This is a genomic window from Streptomyces solitudinis (assembly GCF_036323765.1).
In the GTDB taxonomy this organism is placed as follows: Bacteria; Actinomycetota; Actinomycetes; order Streptomycetales; family Streptomycetaceae; genus Streptomyces.
Window position 1 is genome coordinate 489030 of the sequence record NZ_JAZDCW010000005.1, and the last position, 15435, is coordinate 504464.

General features: G+C 74.1%; 12 protein-coding genes. 4 read left to right on the forward strand and 8 right to left on the reverse strand.

Annotated features, from left to right (window positions below; genetic code table 11):
• Positions 1-220 precede the first annotated feature (220 nt).
• From V1J52_RS16300 to V1J52_RS16325, 6 genes are all read right to left on the reverse strand, one after another.
• On the reverse strand, positions 221-1150 hold the full coding sequence (locus V1J52_RS16300; RefSeq protein ID WP_330140529.1) for an alpha/beta fold hydrolase: 930 nt from the start codon (positions 1148-1150) through the stop codon (positions 221-223).
• On the reverse strand, positions 1147-2208 hold the full coding sequence (locus V1J52_RS16305) for a branched-chain amino acid ABC transporter permease (RefSeq protein ID WP_330140530.1): 1062 nt from the start codon (positions 2206-2208) through the stop codon (positions 1147-1149). The genes V1J52_RS16300 and V1J52_RS16305 overlap by 4 nt, the downstream gene beginning before the upstream one ends.
• Positions 2205-3152, reverse strand: coding sequence for a branched-chain amino acid ABC transporter permease (locus V1J52_RS16310; protein WP_330140531.1), 948 nt, complete (start codon positions 3150-3152; stop codon positions 2205-2207). The genes V1J52_RS16305 and V1J52_RS16310 overlap by 4 nt, the downstream gene beginning before the upstream one ends.
• Positions 3152-3952 carry an ABC transporter ATP-binding protein gene (locus V1J52_RS16315; protein WP_330140596.1) on the reverse strand — a complete coding sequence of 267 codons (801 nt, stop codon included), beginning with the start codon at positions 3950-3952 and terminating at the stop codon, positions 3152-3154. The genes V1J52_RS16310 and V1J52_RS16315 overlap by 1 nt, the downstream gene beginning before the upstream one ends.
• A gap of 71 nt (positions 3953-4023) precedes the next feature.
• Positions 4024-4761, reverse strand: a complete 738-nt coding sequence (locus V1J52_RS16320) for an ABC transporter ATP-binding protein (protein ID WP_330140532.1) — start codon at positions 4759-4761, stop codon at positions 4024-4026.
• The gene (locus V1J52_RS16325; protein WP_330140533.1) at positions 4758-5957 is read right to left on the reverse strand and encodes a substrate-binding domain-containing protein; all 1200 of its coding nucleotides are present in this window, start codon (positions 5955-5957) and stop codon (positions 4758-4760) included. The genes V1J52_RS16320 and V1J52_RS16325 overlap by 4 nt, the downstream gene beginning before the upstream one ends.
• Before the next feature lie 269 nt (positions 5958-6226).
• Here V1J52_RS16325 and V1J52_RS16330 point away from each other — a divergent pair, with 269 nt between their 5' ends.
• Positions 6227-7477, forward strand: coding sequence for an extracellular catalytic domain type 1 short-chain-length polyhydroxyalkanoate depolymerase (locus V1J52_RS16330; RefSeq protein WP_330140535.1), 1251 nt, complete (start codon positions 6227-6229; stop codon positions 7475-7477).
• Between the two features lie 102 nt (positions 7478-7579).
• Here V1J52_RS16330 and V1J52_RS16335 read toward each other — a convergent pair whose 3' ends face one another.
• Both V1J52_RS16335 and V1J52_RS16340 read right to left on the reverse strand, forming a co-directional pair.
• Complete coding sequence (locus V1J52_RS16335; RefSeq protein ID WP_330140536.1) at positions 7580-8113, reverse strand: GNAT family N-acetyltransferase; 534 nt, start codon at positions 8111-8113, stop codon at positions 7580-7582.
• 132 nt (positions 8114-8245) lie between these two features.
• Positions 8246-8914, reverse strand: coding sequence for a lytic polysaccharide monooxygenase auxiliary activity family 9 protein (locus V1J52_RS16340; protein WP_330140537.1), 669 nt, complete (start codon positions 8912-8914; stop codon positions 8246-8248).
• 254 nt (positions 8915-9168) lie between these two features.
• Between V1J52_RS16340 and V1J52_RS16345 the strand changes: the two genes are divergently transcribed.
• The 3 genes from V1J52_RS16345 to V1J52_RS16355 all read left to right on the forward strand — a co-directional run bounded on the left by V1J52_RS16345 (position 9169) and on the right by V1J52_RS16355 (position 14792).
• Positions 9169-9624: a hypothetical protein gene (locus V1J52_RS16345; RefSeq protein ID WP_330140538.1), complete on the forward strand. Its 456-nt coding sequence runs from the start codon at positions 9169-9171 to the stop codon at positions 9622-9624.
• 287 nt (positions 9625-9911) lie between these two features.
• A complete protein-coding gene (locus V1J52_RS16350; RefSeq protein ID WP_330140539.1) occupies positions 9912-12755 on the forward strand; it encodes a PQQ-dependent sugar dehydrogenase in 2844 nt (947 codons plus the stop codon).
• 222 nt (positions 12756-12977) lie between these two features.
• Positions 12978-14792 carry a ThuA domain-containing protein gene (locus V1J52_RS16355; protein ID WP_330140540.1) on the forward strand — a complete coding sequence of 605 codons (1815 nt, stop codon included), beginning with the start codon at positions 12978-12980 and terminating at the stop codon, positions 14790-14792.
• Positions 14793-15435: the final 643 nt, after the last annotated feature.

Here is a 15435-nt window from a genome sequence, read left to right on the forward strand (position 1 = left end):
GGCGGGCTACCACGTCATCCGCTCGGCGCGGAACGCCTCCGGTGTGCATGGAGCGCGCCCACCCACGGCGGTCGGCCCGAAGGTAACCCCAATATCGGCCCCGGCACGACCGGGGGCCTGTGGACGGAGGTCGAGACGGACCACTCGCTGGCGCCCGGCGACACCGCCTACGTCACCTTCACCATCGGCGAACCCGACTCCGCCGAGGCACCGTTCCTCCTCACGAAGTGACGGCCCGGGTCCGCAGCGCCGCCCGGACGGCGTCCGCGACGGCGGACACGGCGGCCGGGGCGAACAGGACCGAGTAGTGGTTGGTGCCGGGCACACGCCGGGTGGTGACGCGGCCCGGGTCGAGCGCGGCGGCGGCGACGCGGGACGCGTCGTAGAGGCCCTGCGGCTCGTCCATGAGGCCGCGTTCGGCCCACAGGAGGGTGGCCCGGACCTCCGGGCGGTGCAGGGCGGCCAGCGTCTCCGGGTCGCCCAGCACGTCCGCCCCGTCGGCCCGGACCGCCTCCAGCACGCAACTGCTGCGCAGCTTTGGCGGCGTGCCGGTGAGGTCCCGGTCCACGTACGCCCGCACCGCGCCGCCCCAGTGGGCGGCGAGCGCGGGGTGGGCGCGGAAGAACGCCCGGTAGGCGTCCCGGTCGGGGAACGTCATCCGCAGGCGGCGCATGGCCGGACCGATGACGGCCTCCAGCAGCGCGTCGACGCCGGTGCCCGGCGGCGGCGGGAAGCCGAGGCCGCCGTCGACGAGCACGACGTGCGGGAACCGGTCCGGGTGGCGGGCGGCGGCCAGCGCCGCGACGAAGGCGCCCATGGAGTGCCCGAGCAGCACCGCCCGCTCCCGGCCGAGGTGCGTCAGCAGGTCGAGCACGTCCGCCACGTGGGCGGCCAGCCCGTAGGGGCCGGGCAGGTGGGCGCTGCCCGCCCGGCCGCGCAGGTCGGGCGCGTACAGCGGTGCCTCCCGCCCGAGCGCGTCCGCGACGGCGGCGAACGTCAGCCCGTTCGCGGTGATGCCGTGCAGGGCGATGACGGGCGTGCCGGGGACGGGCGCCCCCGGGACGGCGGGCGCCTGCGGCGCGGCGGGCCAGTGCGTGACGGCCAGACCCCCGCCCCGCACGGGCACGACGCCCTCCACGGTGCCGCTCACGCGGTCCTCCTCACGCGGCGCAGCCGCAGCGACGCCAGCCCGCCCGGGGCGGCGTAGACGGCCAGCACGAACAGGGTGCCCAGGATGAGCAGCGGCTCCGCGACGTCGGCGAAGGCGGCGAGCCGCTGGTCGAGGTAGGCGAAGAGCGCGCCGCCGACGACCGGCCCCCAGCGGGTGCCGCTGCCGCCGAGCACCACCATCACCAGCAGCGTGAGGGTGAACTGCGGCGTACTGGTGTGCGGGGTGGCGCCCGCGGTGACGACCAGGTGCACGGAGCCGCCCAGCACGGCGAGCGCGGAGGCCAGCACGAAGGCGCCCAGCTTGTAGCGGAACGGGTCGCGGCCCAGCACCGCGACCCGCTGCTCGTTGTCCCGGACGGCCTGCCACACCCGGCCGACCGGGCGGGACGTCGTCCACCACACCACCGCCGCGACGACCGCCAGGTAGCCGAGGGCCAGCCAGTAGACGTTGACGGTGTGGGCGACGCCGACGAACGCCTCCGGCACGCCCGCGGTGTGCAGGGGCAGCCCCTCCTCCCCGCCGGTCAGCCCGCCGGGGTTGCGGCCGACGAGGATGGAACCGGCCTGCGCGAAGGCGAGGGTCACCATGGCGAAGCCGATGCCGCCGAGCGCGAGGGTGCGCAGCGAGATGGCGCCCAGCACGACGGCGGCCACGGTGCCCAGCACGAGGATGAGCAGGGCGGCGGGGACGAGGGTCAGCCCCAGTTCCGTCATGGCGAGCTGCGTGCCGTAGGCGCCGCCCGCGATGTAGAGGGCGTGCCCGAAGGAGAGCAGCCCGGTGCGTCCGAACATGAGGTCGTAGCCGAGGGCGAACCCGGCGAAGACCAGGCACAGCGCGAACAGCTGGAGCGAGCCGGGCGCGTTGACGGGGCCGTCCAGCAGGAACGGCACCTCCACCGCCGAGTAGGGCAGCAGGGCGAGTACCAGGAGCACCGCCGCGGGCACGGCGGCGGCCCGGGGCCGCCACCGCCGGGGCGCGGTCCCGCGCGGTTCCCCGGTGCGGGGCGGCACGTGGCCGGGAGCGGACGTGACCGTCATGCGGGACCTCCCTCGGTCCGTGCGGCTCCGGCCGGGGTGAGCGGCCGGGCGGGGGTCAGCAGGCGGCGCAGCCGCTGCGCCGCCGAGGGCGCGCCGGGCACCGGGCGGGCCAGCACCACGGCGGCGAGCAGCACCACGACGGCCAGGTCGCCGTAGCCGCCCGCGTAGTAGTTGGCGTACTGCTGGGTGAGCCCGACGGCGAGCGCGGAGAGCGCGACGCCGGTGATGGAGCCGAGCCCGCCGATGATGACGACGACGAAGGCGAACACCAGCAGACTGGTGCCCTGGTGCGGCGAGAGCGAGCCGAAGTACAGCCCGCCGAGCACGCCCGCGAGCCCGGCGAGCGCCCCGCCGAGGGCGAAGACGACGGTGAAGGCCCGCGTCACGTCGATGCCGAGCGCGGTGACCATGGCCCGGTCCTCCACCCCGGCCCGCACGATGAGCCCGTAGCGGGTGCGGGAGAGGAACAGCCGGACGCCGACGAGGACGGCCAGCGCCACGCCGATCAGCGCGAACCGGTTCACCGGGACCTGCGCGCCGAGCACTCCGACGGTGCCGGACAGCGACTCGGGCACGGGGAAGACGCGGGCGTCGGCCCCGGCGAGGGTCTGCACCGCCGCCGGGACGGCCAGGGACAGGCCGACGGTGACGAGGATCTGCTCCTTGGGCCGCCCGTACAGCCGCCGGATGAGCACGAACTCGACGACGACGGCCAGCAGCAGGCCGGTCGCGGTGCCGACGAGGGCGGCCAGCAGCAGGCCGCCGACGCCCGGCACCGCGTCGGCGGTGTGCCAGGCGGTGTACGCGGCGACGGTGAGGAAGGCGCCGTGGGCGAAGTTGAGCACGTCCATGAGCCCGAAGATCAGGGCGAGCCCGGAGGCGATGAGGAAGTACAGGGCGCCGAGCCCGAGCCCGGTGAGGGTCAGCAGGACGAAGGTGTCCATCAGGCGGCTCCTCCGTTCTCGGTGGTGGTGGCCGGACCCGTATCCGCGCCCGTTCCCGCGCCGGCGTCCACACCCGTACCCGCGACCGTCCCCGGGGCCGCGGGGCGGGCGCCGACGCCGAGCAGCGCGGTGGTCAGTTCCCGGTCGGCGAGCAGTTCTGCCGCACCGCCGGTGTGCACGGTGCGCCCGGCGTCCAGCACGACCGCGTCCGTGGCCAGGCGGCGCACGACGGCGAGGTTCTGCTCGACGAGCAGCAGCGGCACCCGTTCGGCCGCCCGCTCCAGCACCTCGGCCACCTCGGTGACCACGCGCGGGGCGAGCCCCTTGGTGGGTTCGTCCACGATGACGAGCCGGTTGTCGTTGAGCAGGGTGCGGGCGATGGCGACCATCTGCTGCTGCCCGCCCGACAGCGAACCGGCCCGCTGGGCGCGGCGCGCGCGCAGCTCGGGGAAGAGGTCGTGCACGACGTCGTAGTGGTGCGGGCCGCCCGCGCGTTCGGCGAGGGTCAGGTTCTCGGCGACGGTCAGGTGCGCGAAGACGCCCCGGTCCTCCGGCGCGTAGCCGACGCCGCGCCGCACGGTGGTGTGCGTGGGCCCGGCCGTCACGTCGTGGCCGTCCAGCGTGACGGTGCCGCCGGTGATCCGCCCGCCGTCGGGCAGCAGGCCGAGCACGGCCCGCACCGTCGTCGTCTTCCCGACGCCGTTGCGGCCGAGCAGCGCGGTGACGCCGGTGGGTGCGACGGTGAACGTGACGCCCTGGAGGATGCGCGATCCGCCGATGTCCGCGTGCAGGTCCCGCACGTCCAGCAGCGCGTCCGCCGCGGCGGGCACGGGGCGGGCGGCGGCCGGGCGGGCGGGCCGGGGGCGGGCGTTCACAGGGCCTCCCCGACGTAGGCGTCCTGGACGGCCGCGTCGGCCATGACGGCGGCCGGGGTGCCCGCGGCCAGCAGCCTGCCGTGGTGCATGACGGCGACCCGGTCGGCCAGGCCCAGCACGATGTCCATGTGGTGTTCGACCATGAGCACGGTCCTGCCCTCGTCCTGGTGCAGCCCGCGCAGCACGGCGGTCAGTTCGCCCGTCTCCTCGGCGGCGACCCCGGCCATCGGCTCGTCCAGCAGCAGCAGCCGCGGCCCCTGCCCGGCGAGGGTGGGCGCGAGCAGCATGGCCAGTTCCAGCTTCCGCTTGTCGCCGTGGCTGAGCCCGGCCGCCAGGTCGCCGGAGCGGTGGCCGAGACGGACGCGGTCCAGCAGCCCGGCGACGTCCCGCGCCGTGACGTGGCGGGCCCCGGCCGCGCGGGCGGCCAGCTCGGCGTGCTCGGCGACCGTCATCGTCGGGAAGACGGAGGACGACTGGAAGGTGCGGGCGATGCCCAGGCGGGCGCGGCGGTGCGGCGGCAGCCGGGTCACGTCCCGGCCGTCCAGCAGCACCGCGCCGCCGGTGGCGCGGGTGACGCCGGAGACGAGGTTGAACAGCGACGTCTTGCCCGCGCCGTTGGGGCCGATGAGGGCCCAGAAGGCGCCCTGCTCCACGGCCAGGTCCACCCCGTCGACGATCGGGACGGCGCCCACCCGCCAGGTGAGCGCGTCCAGGGCCAGCACCGGGGGCGTCACGGCGCGACCTCGGCCGGGTCCAGGGTGCGGGTCACGGTGGGTGTCCGGCCGTCGAACTCGGCCTGGAACATCGGCTGGAGCAGCGCGTGGTCCTCGGCGCGCACCGTGTTCGGTCCCTTGACCCCGGAGAACTCGAAGCCCTCCAGCGCCTTGATCATGGCCTTCGTGTCGCCGTCGGCGCCGCCCGCCTCGACGGCCTCCACGACCATCTGGGCGGCGTTGAAGCCGTCCGGGCTGAACAGGTCCTCCTGCCAGCCCTTCTCCGCGAAGTAGGCGCGCATCGCCTCGGCCTCGGGGGTCCGCGTCGCGCCGGGGACGTAGTGGGCGAGCAGCGTCACCCGGTCGCGGGCCTTGCCGAAGACGGAGTAGCTGGCGCGGATGTCCAGACCGGTGACGACGGTCGCCTGCTCCAGCACGCCCTGCTGCTCCAGCGTGGCCCACATGGACTGCGCGGTGTCCCCGGCCCAGGCCACGAACACCATGTCCGGGTCCTCGGCCAGCACCTTGCGGGCGGTCGGCGTCAGGTCGGTGGCGCTGGGCGCGGCCAGCACGGGGGCGACGGTGGTGCCGTCCGTGCCGAGCACCTCCCGCACGGCGGCGACGTTGGCCTGGCCGAAGGCGTTGTCCTGGGCGAGGACGACCACCCGCCCGCCGCCCGCGCCGCCGCTCCCGGCGGCCAGGATCGCCTTCGCGGTGACGACGTCCTGGTAGGTCTGGCGGCCCGAGCGGAAGGTGTGGTCACCCGCGCCGGTGACCTCGTCGGTGGCGGCGGGGCCGGATATGTACAGGGTCTCGTTCTGCTCGGCGACGGGCGCGATCTGGGTGGCGACGCCGGAGGCGACCGTGCCCGCGACGATCGGCACGCCCTGTCCGATGCGCTTCTTGACCAGGGACACGCCCTTGGCCGGGTCGCCCGCGTCGTCGTCCTCCAGGACGGTGATCTTCACGCCGTCCACCTCGCCGGTGCCGTCCGTGGCGTGGTGCAGCCCCGCCTCGAAGCCCTGGAGGTACTGCTCCCCGTAGGAGGCGAGCGGGCCGCTCACGGAGGTGACGAGTGCGACCTTCACCTCGTCGGCGTCGCCGCCCCTCGCGCTCGTCTGCGGGCTGGCGCAGGAGGCCACGAGGGCGGCTCCGGCCACCAGGGCGGCGGCCACCGGCCCGGAGCGCCGGGTACGGACGGGGGTGGTTTCGGACATGCGGCGGGCTCCTCGCGGTGGTGCGGACGTGTCGCGGCGGCGACGGCGGACGTCCCCGGCCGGGCCGGTGCGCCGAGGGCGGCCGGCGTGGGGGAAGGCGTCACGGCAGGTTCCGCCCGGCGGGGGGCGCACAGCAATGTGGGGTCCCGCCACGAGCGGCGCGTCCGGCATGTGGGTCCGCTCCGTACGGGTGACCTGCGTCACGACCCTACGGTGCGAGACACCCCACTGTCAGGTCCCCGTCAGGCAAGGACCCCTTAAGGAAACCCATGAGAACCACGACCCTCCTCCGCCGCGCCGGTGTGCTGCTGGGCGCGCTCGCGCTGGCGCTCGCCGGCACGTCCGCCACCCCGGCCGCCGCGTCCCCGGCCGCCGTCTCTTTGGCCGCCGCCGCTTCCCCGGCCGCCGCCTCCCTCGAACGCGTCACGGGCTTCGGCCCCAACCCCGGCTCCCTGACCATGTACCGGTACGTGCCCGACGGGCTGCCCGCGGGAGCGCCCGTCGTGCTCGTCCTGCACGGCTGCACCCAGGACGCACCCGGCTTCGTCTCCGGCGGCGGCTGGCGCGCCTACGCCGACGCCCGCGGCTTCGCCCTCGTCGCCGCCCAGCAGGAGACGGCCAACAACGCCTCGCGCTGCTTCAACTGGTTCCAGGGCGCGGACACCGCGCGCGGCCGGGGCGAGGCGGCCTCACTGCGCCAGATGGTCGCGCACACCGTGGACGCGGTCGGCGCCGACGCCTCCCGCGTGTACGTCGCCGGGTTCTCCGGCGGCGGCGCGATGGCCGCGAGCGTGCTGGCCGCCTACCCCGACGTGTTCGCGGGCGGCGCGGTCCTCGCGGGCATCCCGCACGGCTGCGCGACCAGCATGGTGCAGGCGTTCAGCTGCATGAACCCGGGCACGACGAAGACGGCCGCGCAGTGGGGCGGCCTCGTGCGCGCCCAGAACCCCGGCTACGACGGCCCCTGGCCGACCGTCTCCGTGTGGCACGGCAGCGCGGACACGACCGTCGCACCCGTGAACGCGCGCGAACTGGTCAAGCAGTGGACGAACGCCCGCGGCACGGACGCCTCGGCGGACGGCTCGGCCACGCTGCCGGGCGGCGTGACGCGGACGGTGTACGAGGACGGCGGCAGGACGGCCGTCACCGACTACCGCGTCACGGGCATGGGCCACGCGGTACCGGTCCGGACGGGCACCGGCTGCGGAACGGGCGGCGCCTACTTCGCGGACGTGATCTGCTCGACGGACCACATCACCGCCGACTGGGGCCTGGGCGGCACCGGCCCGGACGAGCCAGGTGAGCCGGGCGAGCCAGGCGACCCGGACGAGCCGAGCGAGCCCTTGTGCGTGACGGCGAGCAACTACGCCCACGTCGCCGCGGGACGGGCCACCGTCCGGTACGGCTCCGCCTACGCCGCCGGTTCCGGCGACCCGCTCGGCCTGTGGAACGTCTTCGTCACGACGTCCCTCACCGAGACCGGGCCCGGCCACTGGGAGCGCGCGGCCCTCTGCGGCTGACCGGTCCGCCCCGGCCGCCCCCTCGCGCACCGCCCGGCCCGGGACCGTCCGCGAGGGGGCGGGCGGGCCCGGACGGCGCCGGACCGTCCCCGCCCGGTGCCGTCACCACACGTCGCCGTCCCGCCAGTCGCAGGTCAGCGGGGCGTCCAGGTCCAGCGGCACGTCACCGGGCAGGACGAACACGCCGCCGTCGTCCTCCGGCGTGCGCACCACGCCCTCCGGCGTCAGCGCGTACGTCGGCCCGCGCCACACCCGCCAGCCCCGCGACGTGTAGAACGGCACGCCCGCGTCCGTCGAACCGAGCGCGCCCAGGTCGTACGCCGCCCGCACCACCCGCTCCACCTCGGCCAGCACGACACCCCCGTACCCGCGCCGCCGCCGGTCCGCCCGGACCGCGACGCCCTCCACGTACCCGGTCCGCAGCGCCCGCCCGCCGTGCAGCAGCCGCCGCTGGACGACGGCCCCGTGCGCGACGAGCGCTCCCTCCTCCCGCACGCACACGTGCACGCCGCCCAGGGAGTGCTCCATGTCCGTCTCCGCGAAGTCCTCCGCGAACGCCTCCTCCAGCAGCTCGCGGATCGCCCGCACGCCGCCCCGGCCCAGCTCCGCCGTATGCCCGACCCACACCTCATGCATGGAGCCACGGTAGACACCCCACCGCGGGCGCGCTCGACGACGCCTGCGGGCTCGCGTGCGGGAGCCCCGCCGGACGGGTTCCGGCGGGGCTCCGTGACGCGGGGTCGGCTCAGCTCTCAGGCGTTCAGCCGGTCAGCGGAAGTTGACGTCGCTGCACAGGTAGTACGCCTGGTCCATGTGGGACGCCTGCCAGATCGTGAAGACGACGTGGTGGCCGCTGCGGCCGGGCGCGTTCACGTCGACCGTGATGTTCTGGCTGGGCGCGTACCGGCCCGTGGTCTTGACCAGCTCCAGGTTCTGCCAGGTCAGGGGCTGCGTGGCGGGGTTGAAGCCCTGCCGCGTGACGTAGACGCGGAAGTAGTCGGCGCCGTGGCTGGCCTGGTCGTACAGCTTGACGCTGAAGTTGCTGCCGACATCCGTGGTCTTCCACGGGCCGACGGCGTCGAGGGAGTTGTAGCGTCCGCCCTCGGCCTGGCCGCCGCTGCAGAGCTGGCCGTTGGGAACGGCAGCCTGGTGGTTACCGCCGACACCGTTGCGGTACAGACCGTTCCAGTTCCACATGGCGTTGGGGTTGTCCTGCCACGCCTGCCAGCACATGGGGTCCTGCTGCGCCATGTTCGGGTTCTGGAAGTCGCTGCCCCAGCGCTGCCAGCAACCGTAGTTGCGGGAGGCGGGGTCGACGATGGACCCGTGGGCGGCGGCCGTCTCCGCCCACGGGACCATGCAGATGAGGGCGGCGGCCATCATCGCCATGGCGCGCATGATCCAGCGGGGGGTTAAGGCGCGTGCCTGAGGTTGCATAGTGCGGTCTCCATTCCCGGCTGTGGGGTTCCGGTCAGTGGGAGCGCTCCCACGTTACGTCAGCATTACCGCACGGCACTTCGCCAAAACACAACCCCCCCGTCACCGGGGAATTACGGACGCCGCCCGGTGCCGGGCCCGGACCGCGCGACTGCCCGTCCCCGGCACCGCGTCGGGCGGCGGCGCGCGGGGTACGCGGGGAGGGAGACGCGTCCGGGGCGGGCGCGGCACCCGGCGGTCGGAGGAGGTGGCCCGTGCGGCGGCATCGCGGCGGGCGGGGACGGTACGTGGCGGTGGCCGGGCTCCCGGGGGTGGCCGGTGCGCTGGTGTTCACCGGCGTGTACCTCGCCGTGCGGGAACGCTTGCCGCAGCCGCTGGCCAGCCACGTCGGACCGGGCGGGCGGCCGGACGACTTCATGTCCCAGGGCGGCTTCGTGGCGACGGCCGTGGCGGTGCAGCTCGGCATGGCGCTGCTGTTCGCCGTCCTGGCCCGCCACGTGCCCGACCGCGACAGCGGGCCGCGGACGCTCGCGGTGACGGGAGCGGGCACGGGACCGTTCCTGTGTGTCCTGATGGCTCAGGTCCTGCTCGCGCAGGCCGACGTGTCCGACGCCCGCGACATGGTCTTCCCCGGCTGGTACCTGGCGACGGCCGCCGTCCCCGCCGCCGTCGGCGCTGCCACCGGCTGGGCCCTGACCCGCCACCGCTGACCCGCACACCCGGCGCCCGCGGCGGCCTCCGGGATGAGCCGGGGGCGGCGGGCTGGACGGAAGCGGGGGTGGGGGGTGGACAGGGTGCGTGACTTTGTCTGCTCCGTGGAAAAAGTCGGGGGTCACGCTGTCAAAGGTCTTTACTGTGCGGCAGAAGTCGTTACCGTGCTGTCACGTACCGCTCTTCCCCCTCACCGTGTTCCCGCCACTCGCGGGGGCGTTGGTCATGGCACGACGGCGCGCGCCTGGGCCTGCTCCCACCCCACCCGTTCCGCTACGGAGGAAGCGTGCACAGGAGATTCAGGCAGTTTCTCGCGGCAACGGCGGGCGCCCTGCTCGTCGCCGCGGGAACGTACAGCACGTCGGCGGCGGCGCCCACCGCCGTCGCGCACCACCCCACACCGACAGCCGCGGACTTCCAGCAGGTCACGCTCGCCAAGGGCGAGCCGGAGACGGGCGAGCCGATGACGCTCGCCGTGCTGCCCGACCGTTCCGTCCTGCACACCTCGCGCGACGGCACCGTGCGCATCACCGACGCGGCCGGGAACACCAAGGTCTCCGGGCGGCTCCCGGTCTACCGGCACGACGAGGAGGGGTTGCAGGGCGTCGGGGTGGACCCGGGGTTCGCGGACAACCGCTTCGTCTACCTGTACTACGCGCCCCAGCTCGACACGCCGGACGGCGACGCCCCGAGCAGCGGTTCGGCGGCCGACTTCGCGCCGTTCGAGGGCGTCAACCGGCTCTCCCGCTTCCACCTGCGCACGGACGGCACCCTCGACCTCGCCAGCGAGCGGAAGGTCCTCGACGTCCCCGCGACGCGCGGCATCTGCTGCCACGTGGGCGGGGACATCGCCTTCGACGCCGAGGGCAACCTCTACCTGTCCACCGGCGACGACTCCAACCCGTTCGCGTCGGACGGCTACACGCCCATCGACGAGCGCGCCGACCGCAACCCGTCCTACGACGCCCAGCGCAGCTCGGGCAACACCGACGACCTGCGCGGCAAGGTGCTGCGGATCAAGGTCGGCGCGGACGGCGGCTACTCGATCCCGGAGGGCAACCTCTTCGCGCCCGGCACCGCGAACACGCGCCCCGAGATCTACGCGATGGGCTTCCGCAACCCGTTCCGCATGAGCGTGGACCAGGCCACCGGTGTCGTCTACCTGGGCGACTACGGCCCGGACGCCGGTACGGCGAACCCGGGGCGCGGGCCGTCGGGCAAGGTCGAGTTCAACCGGATCACCGGGCCCGGCAACTTCGGCTGGCCCTACTGCCACGGCGACAACGACGCCTACACCGACTACGACTTCGCCACGCAGTCCTCCGGCCAGCGCTTCGACTGCGCGGCGCCCCGCAACACCTCGCCGCGCAACACCGGGCTCACCGAGCTGCCGCCCGCCCAGGCGGCGTGGATCACCTACGACGGCGGCTCGGTCCCGGAGTTCGGCACCGGCTCCGAGTCCCCGATGGGCGGCCCGGTCTACCGCTACGACGCCGCGCTGGACTCGGACGTGAAGTTCCCCGCCGCCTACGACGGCGTGTTCTTCGCCGGTGAGTTCGGCCGCCAGTGGATCAGGACGATCGAGTTCGACGGCGCGAACGGCGACGTGCACGCCATCCAGGAGTTCCCCTGGTCCGGCACGCAGGTGATGGACATGGAGTTCGGTCCGGACGGCGCCCTGTACGTCCTGGACTACGGCAAGGGCTACTTCGCCGGTGACGAGAACTCGGCGCTGTACCGCATCGAGGCGACGAGCGACGGCCAGTCGCCGGTGGCGGAGGCCACCGCGACGCCGACCTCGGGCGCGGCCCCGCTGGCCGTCCGGTTCTCCTCCGCCGGGACGAGCGACCCGGAGGGTGACGCGCTCAGCTACGCGTGGGACTTCGGTGACGGCGGAACGTCCACCGCCGCGAACCCGTCCCACACCTACACCCGTGACGGCCAGTACACGGCTACGCTGACGGTCACCGACGCGACCGGGCGCACCGGCACGGCGTCCGTCCGCATCACCGTCGGCAACACCGCGCCGACGGTCGAGCTGAAGCTGCCGCACGACGGGCAGATCGTCGACTTCGGCTCCGCCGTGCCGTTCGAGGTGGAGGTCAGCGACCCGGAGGACGGGCAGATCGACTGCTCGAAGGTGAAGGTCACCTTCATCATCGGCCACGACAACCACGGCCACCCGCAGACGTCCGGCACCGGCTGCTCGGGCACCATCCAGACCCGCGCGGACGGCGAGCACGACCCGAACGCCAACATCTTCGGCGTCTGGGACGCCGAGTACACCGACGCGGGCGGAATGACCACGCACGACCAGCGCATCACGCAGACCGCGCACCGGCAGGCCGAGCACTACGGCGACTCCTCGGGTGTGCAGGTCGTGGACCACGCGCCCGCGCACGGCGGGAAGACCGTCGGGCACATCGAGAACGGTGACTGGATCGCCTTCACGCCGTACCACCTGGCCGACGCGACCGAGTTCACCGCCCGGGTGTCCTCCGGCGGGTCGGGCGGCACGCTGGAGGTGCGGGCCGGATCGCCGACGGGCGCCCTGCTCGGCTCCGTCGACGTGCCGGTGACCGGCGGCTGGGAGACGTTCGAGGAGGTCTCGACGCCGCTGTCCGGCCAGCCGTCGTCCACCACGGAGCTGCACCTGGTGTTCAAGGGCGGCAGCGGCTCGCTGTTCGACGTGGACGAGTTCGCGTTCACCACGGGCGGCGGCGGTCCTGGTCCTGGTCCGGAGCCGGGTACGGGGGCGATCACCGGGATCGGCGGGAAGTGCGTCGACGTACGCGACGGCAGCAGCGGCAACGGAACACAGATCCAGCTGTGGGACTGCAACAACAGCGCCGCACAGACCTGGACCGTTCCCGGTGACGGCACCCTGCGCGCCCTGGGCAAGTGCCTGGACATCTCGGGCGGCGGCACCGCCAACGGCACCAAGATCCAGCTCTGGGACTGCAACGGCACCGGCGCCCAGACCTGGACCCACCAGGACGACAACACCCTCCGCAACCCCCAGTCCGCCAAATGCCTCGACGCCGAAGGCATCTCCTCCGCCAACGGCACCCGACTCCACCTGTGGACCTGCCACGGCAACACCAACCAGCAGTGGAACCTCCCCAGCTGACGCCCTGAGCTTCCGGCGCAGCCGTCCGGTGCGTCCGGTGGCCCAGGCCCCGGCTCCCAGGCCCCGGGTCCCCGGGGCGTGACTGCGCACCGTGGCCCCGGGGCCGTGGCCTCCGGGTCCACGGCCCCGGGAGCCACGGTCCCCCGGGGGCCGGTTCCGGCCACGACCGCACCGGACTTCCCCGCCGACGGCACCTCCCTCCGCACGAGGAAGAGACCTCCCATGCCCGTGACCCAGTCCAGAATCACCGGGGTGGCGGCCGGCGTGCTGCTGTGCGCCGCCGCCCTCCCGGCACCCGCGCTGGCGGACGCCGTGCGGCACACCGACGCCGCACAGCCCGGCGCCGTCTCCGCCCAGGCCGCCGACACCCAGCCCGGCGCCGTCTCCGCCCAGGCCGACCCCGCCTACGACGTGCTGGTCTTCTCCAAGACGGCCGGATTCCGCCACTCGTCCATCGACGAGGGCGTCACCGCGCTCCGGCAGCTCGGGGCCGGGAACAACTTCACCGTCACCGCCACCGAGGACGCGTCCGCCTTCACGCCCGGCAACCTCGCGCAGTACGAGGCGGTCGTGTTCCTCTCCACGACCGGTGACGTCCTGAACGCCTCGCAGCAGACGGCGTTCGAGGGGTACGTGAACGACGGCGGCGGCTACGTCGGCATCCACGCCGCCGCCGACACGGAGTACGACTGGGAGTGGTACGGCGGCCTCGCCGGTGCCCTGTTCCGCTCCCACCCGCACATCCAGCAGGCCACCGTGGACGTCGAGGACCGGGCGCACGACGCGACGGCCCACCTCGGCGAGACGTGGCAGCGCACCGACGAGTGGTACGACTACCGGACCAACCCCCGCGACACCGCCCGGGTGCTCGCCTCCCTCGACGAGTCCAGCTACACCGGCGGCGCCATGGGCGACCACCCGATCGCCTGGTGCAAGGAGTACGACGGCGGCCGCGCCTTCTACACCGGCGGCGGGCACACCGAGGGCTCGTACGCGGAGGCGGACTTCCGCCGTCACCTCCTCGGCGGCATCCGCTGGGCGGCGGGCATGACGAACGCCGACTGCCGTCCGGAGTCGGGCTACACCGCCCTGTTCGACGGCTCGGGCACCGGGGGCTGGCAGCAGGCGGGACCGGGTTCCTTCGGCCTCGCGGACGGGACGCTCACCTCGCGGGGCGGGCTCGGCATGTTCTGGTACGCGGCGGACTCCTTCGCGTCGTACTCCCTCAAGCTCGACTGGCGCATGGCCGGTGACGACAACTCCGGTGTCTTCGTCGGCTTCCCCGCGTCCGACGACCCCTGGTCGGCGGTGGACCACGGCTACGAGATCCAGATCGACGCCACGGACGTGCCCGAGCGCACGACGGGCTCGGTGTACGGCTTCCAGTCGGCCGACCTGGCCGCCCGGGACGCGGCGCTGAACCCGCCGGGCGAGTGGAACACGTACGAGATCCGGGTGGAGGGTGAGCGCCTCCAGGTGTTCCTGAACGGCGTGCGGATCAACGACTTCACCAACACCGACCCGGCCCGCAGCCTCACCGACGGCCACATCGGCCTCCAGAACCACGGGGACGGCGACGAGGTGTCCTTCCGGAACGTCCGGATCGACGAGCTGGGCGACACGGACCCCGGTCCTGGTCCTGGTCCGGAGCCGGATACGGGGGCGATCACCGGGATCGGTGGGAAGTGCGTCGACGTACGCGACGGCAGCAGCGGCAACGGAACACAGATCCAGCTGTGGGACTGCAACAACAGCGCCGCACAGACCTGGACCGTCCCCGGTGACGGCACCCTGCGCGCCCTGGGCAAGTGCCTGGACATCTCGGGCGGCGGCACCGCCAACGGCACCAAGATCCAGCTCTGGGACTGCAACGGCACCGGCGCCCAGACCTGGACCCACCAGGACGACAACACCCTCCGCAACCCCCAGTCCGCCAAATGCCTCGACGCCGAGGGCATCTCCTCCGCCAACGGCACCCGACTCCACCTGTGGACCTGCCACGGCAACACCAACCAGCAGTGGAACCTCCCCAGCTGACGCCCTGAATCCCTGATCCCGTGTGCCGGGGGCCCTCTGACGCTCCCCGGCACACCCACACGACGGCGCCCCCGTCCTGGTCCCGGCCCCGGCCGGGAACCGGGCGGGGGCTCCGCGCGTTCCGCACACGGAGCGTGCCGGGACGCCGCCGTCAAGGCCGTGGCGCATTGCCGCCGTCGTTCCCGCTACGCGAGCGCGAACGCGCGACGCGGGCCGCGCCACTTTGCCCGATCGTTATGGCCCGCACGCGCGCAACCGGGACCGAAGTCCCGCTATGTCCTGGTAAACCGCCAGGTTTTCACCCTGGATGCCGATGTAAGCGCCAGGTAAGGTCCCCACCGGTCGAGACCACTTCCGACGGTCCGTCACCGTTCCGTGCTTGCTCTTCGCAACCGGTGCGGCGCGCGGACCGGCACGAGAAGGTGACGCGTCGTGCAGCGGGCGGCTGACCACCGTTTCCGCTGCCGAGGAGCGCGTCTCGGCGCACGCACGCACGCAGGACACGGGGGAAGCGGTGCGAGACAGCGATTCCGCGCGCCATACGCGCGCGCCCGGCCGGAGGCGGCCGGCGGACGAGGGCCCGGCCCGGTGCCGCACGGCCCGGTGCCGCACGGCCCGGCGTCGGTGCCGCCCGCGCTCCGCG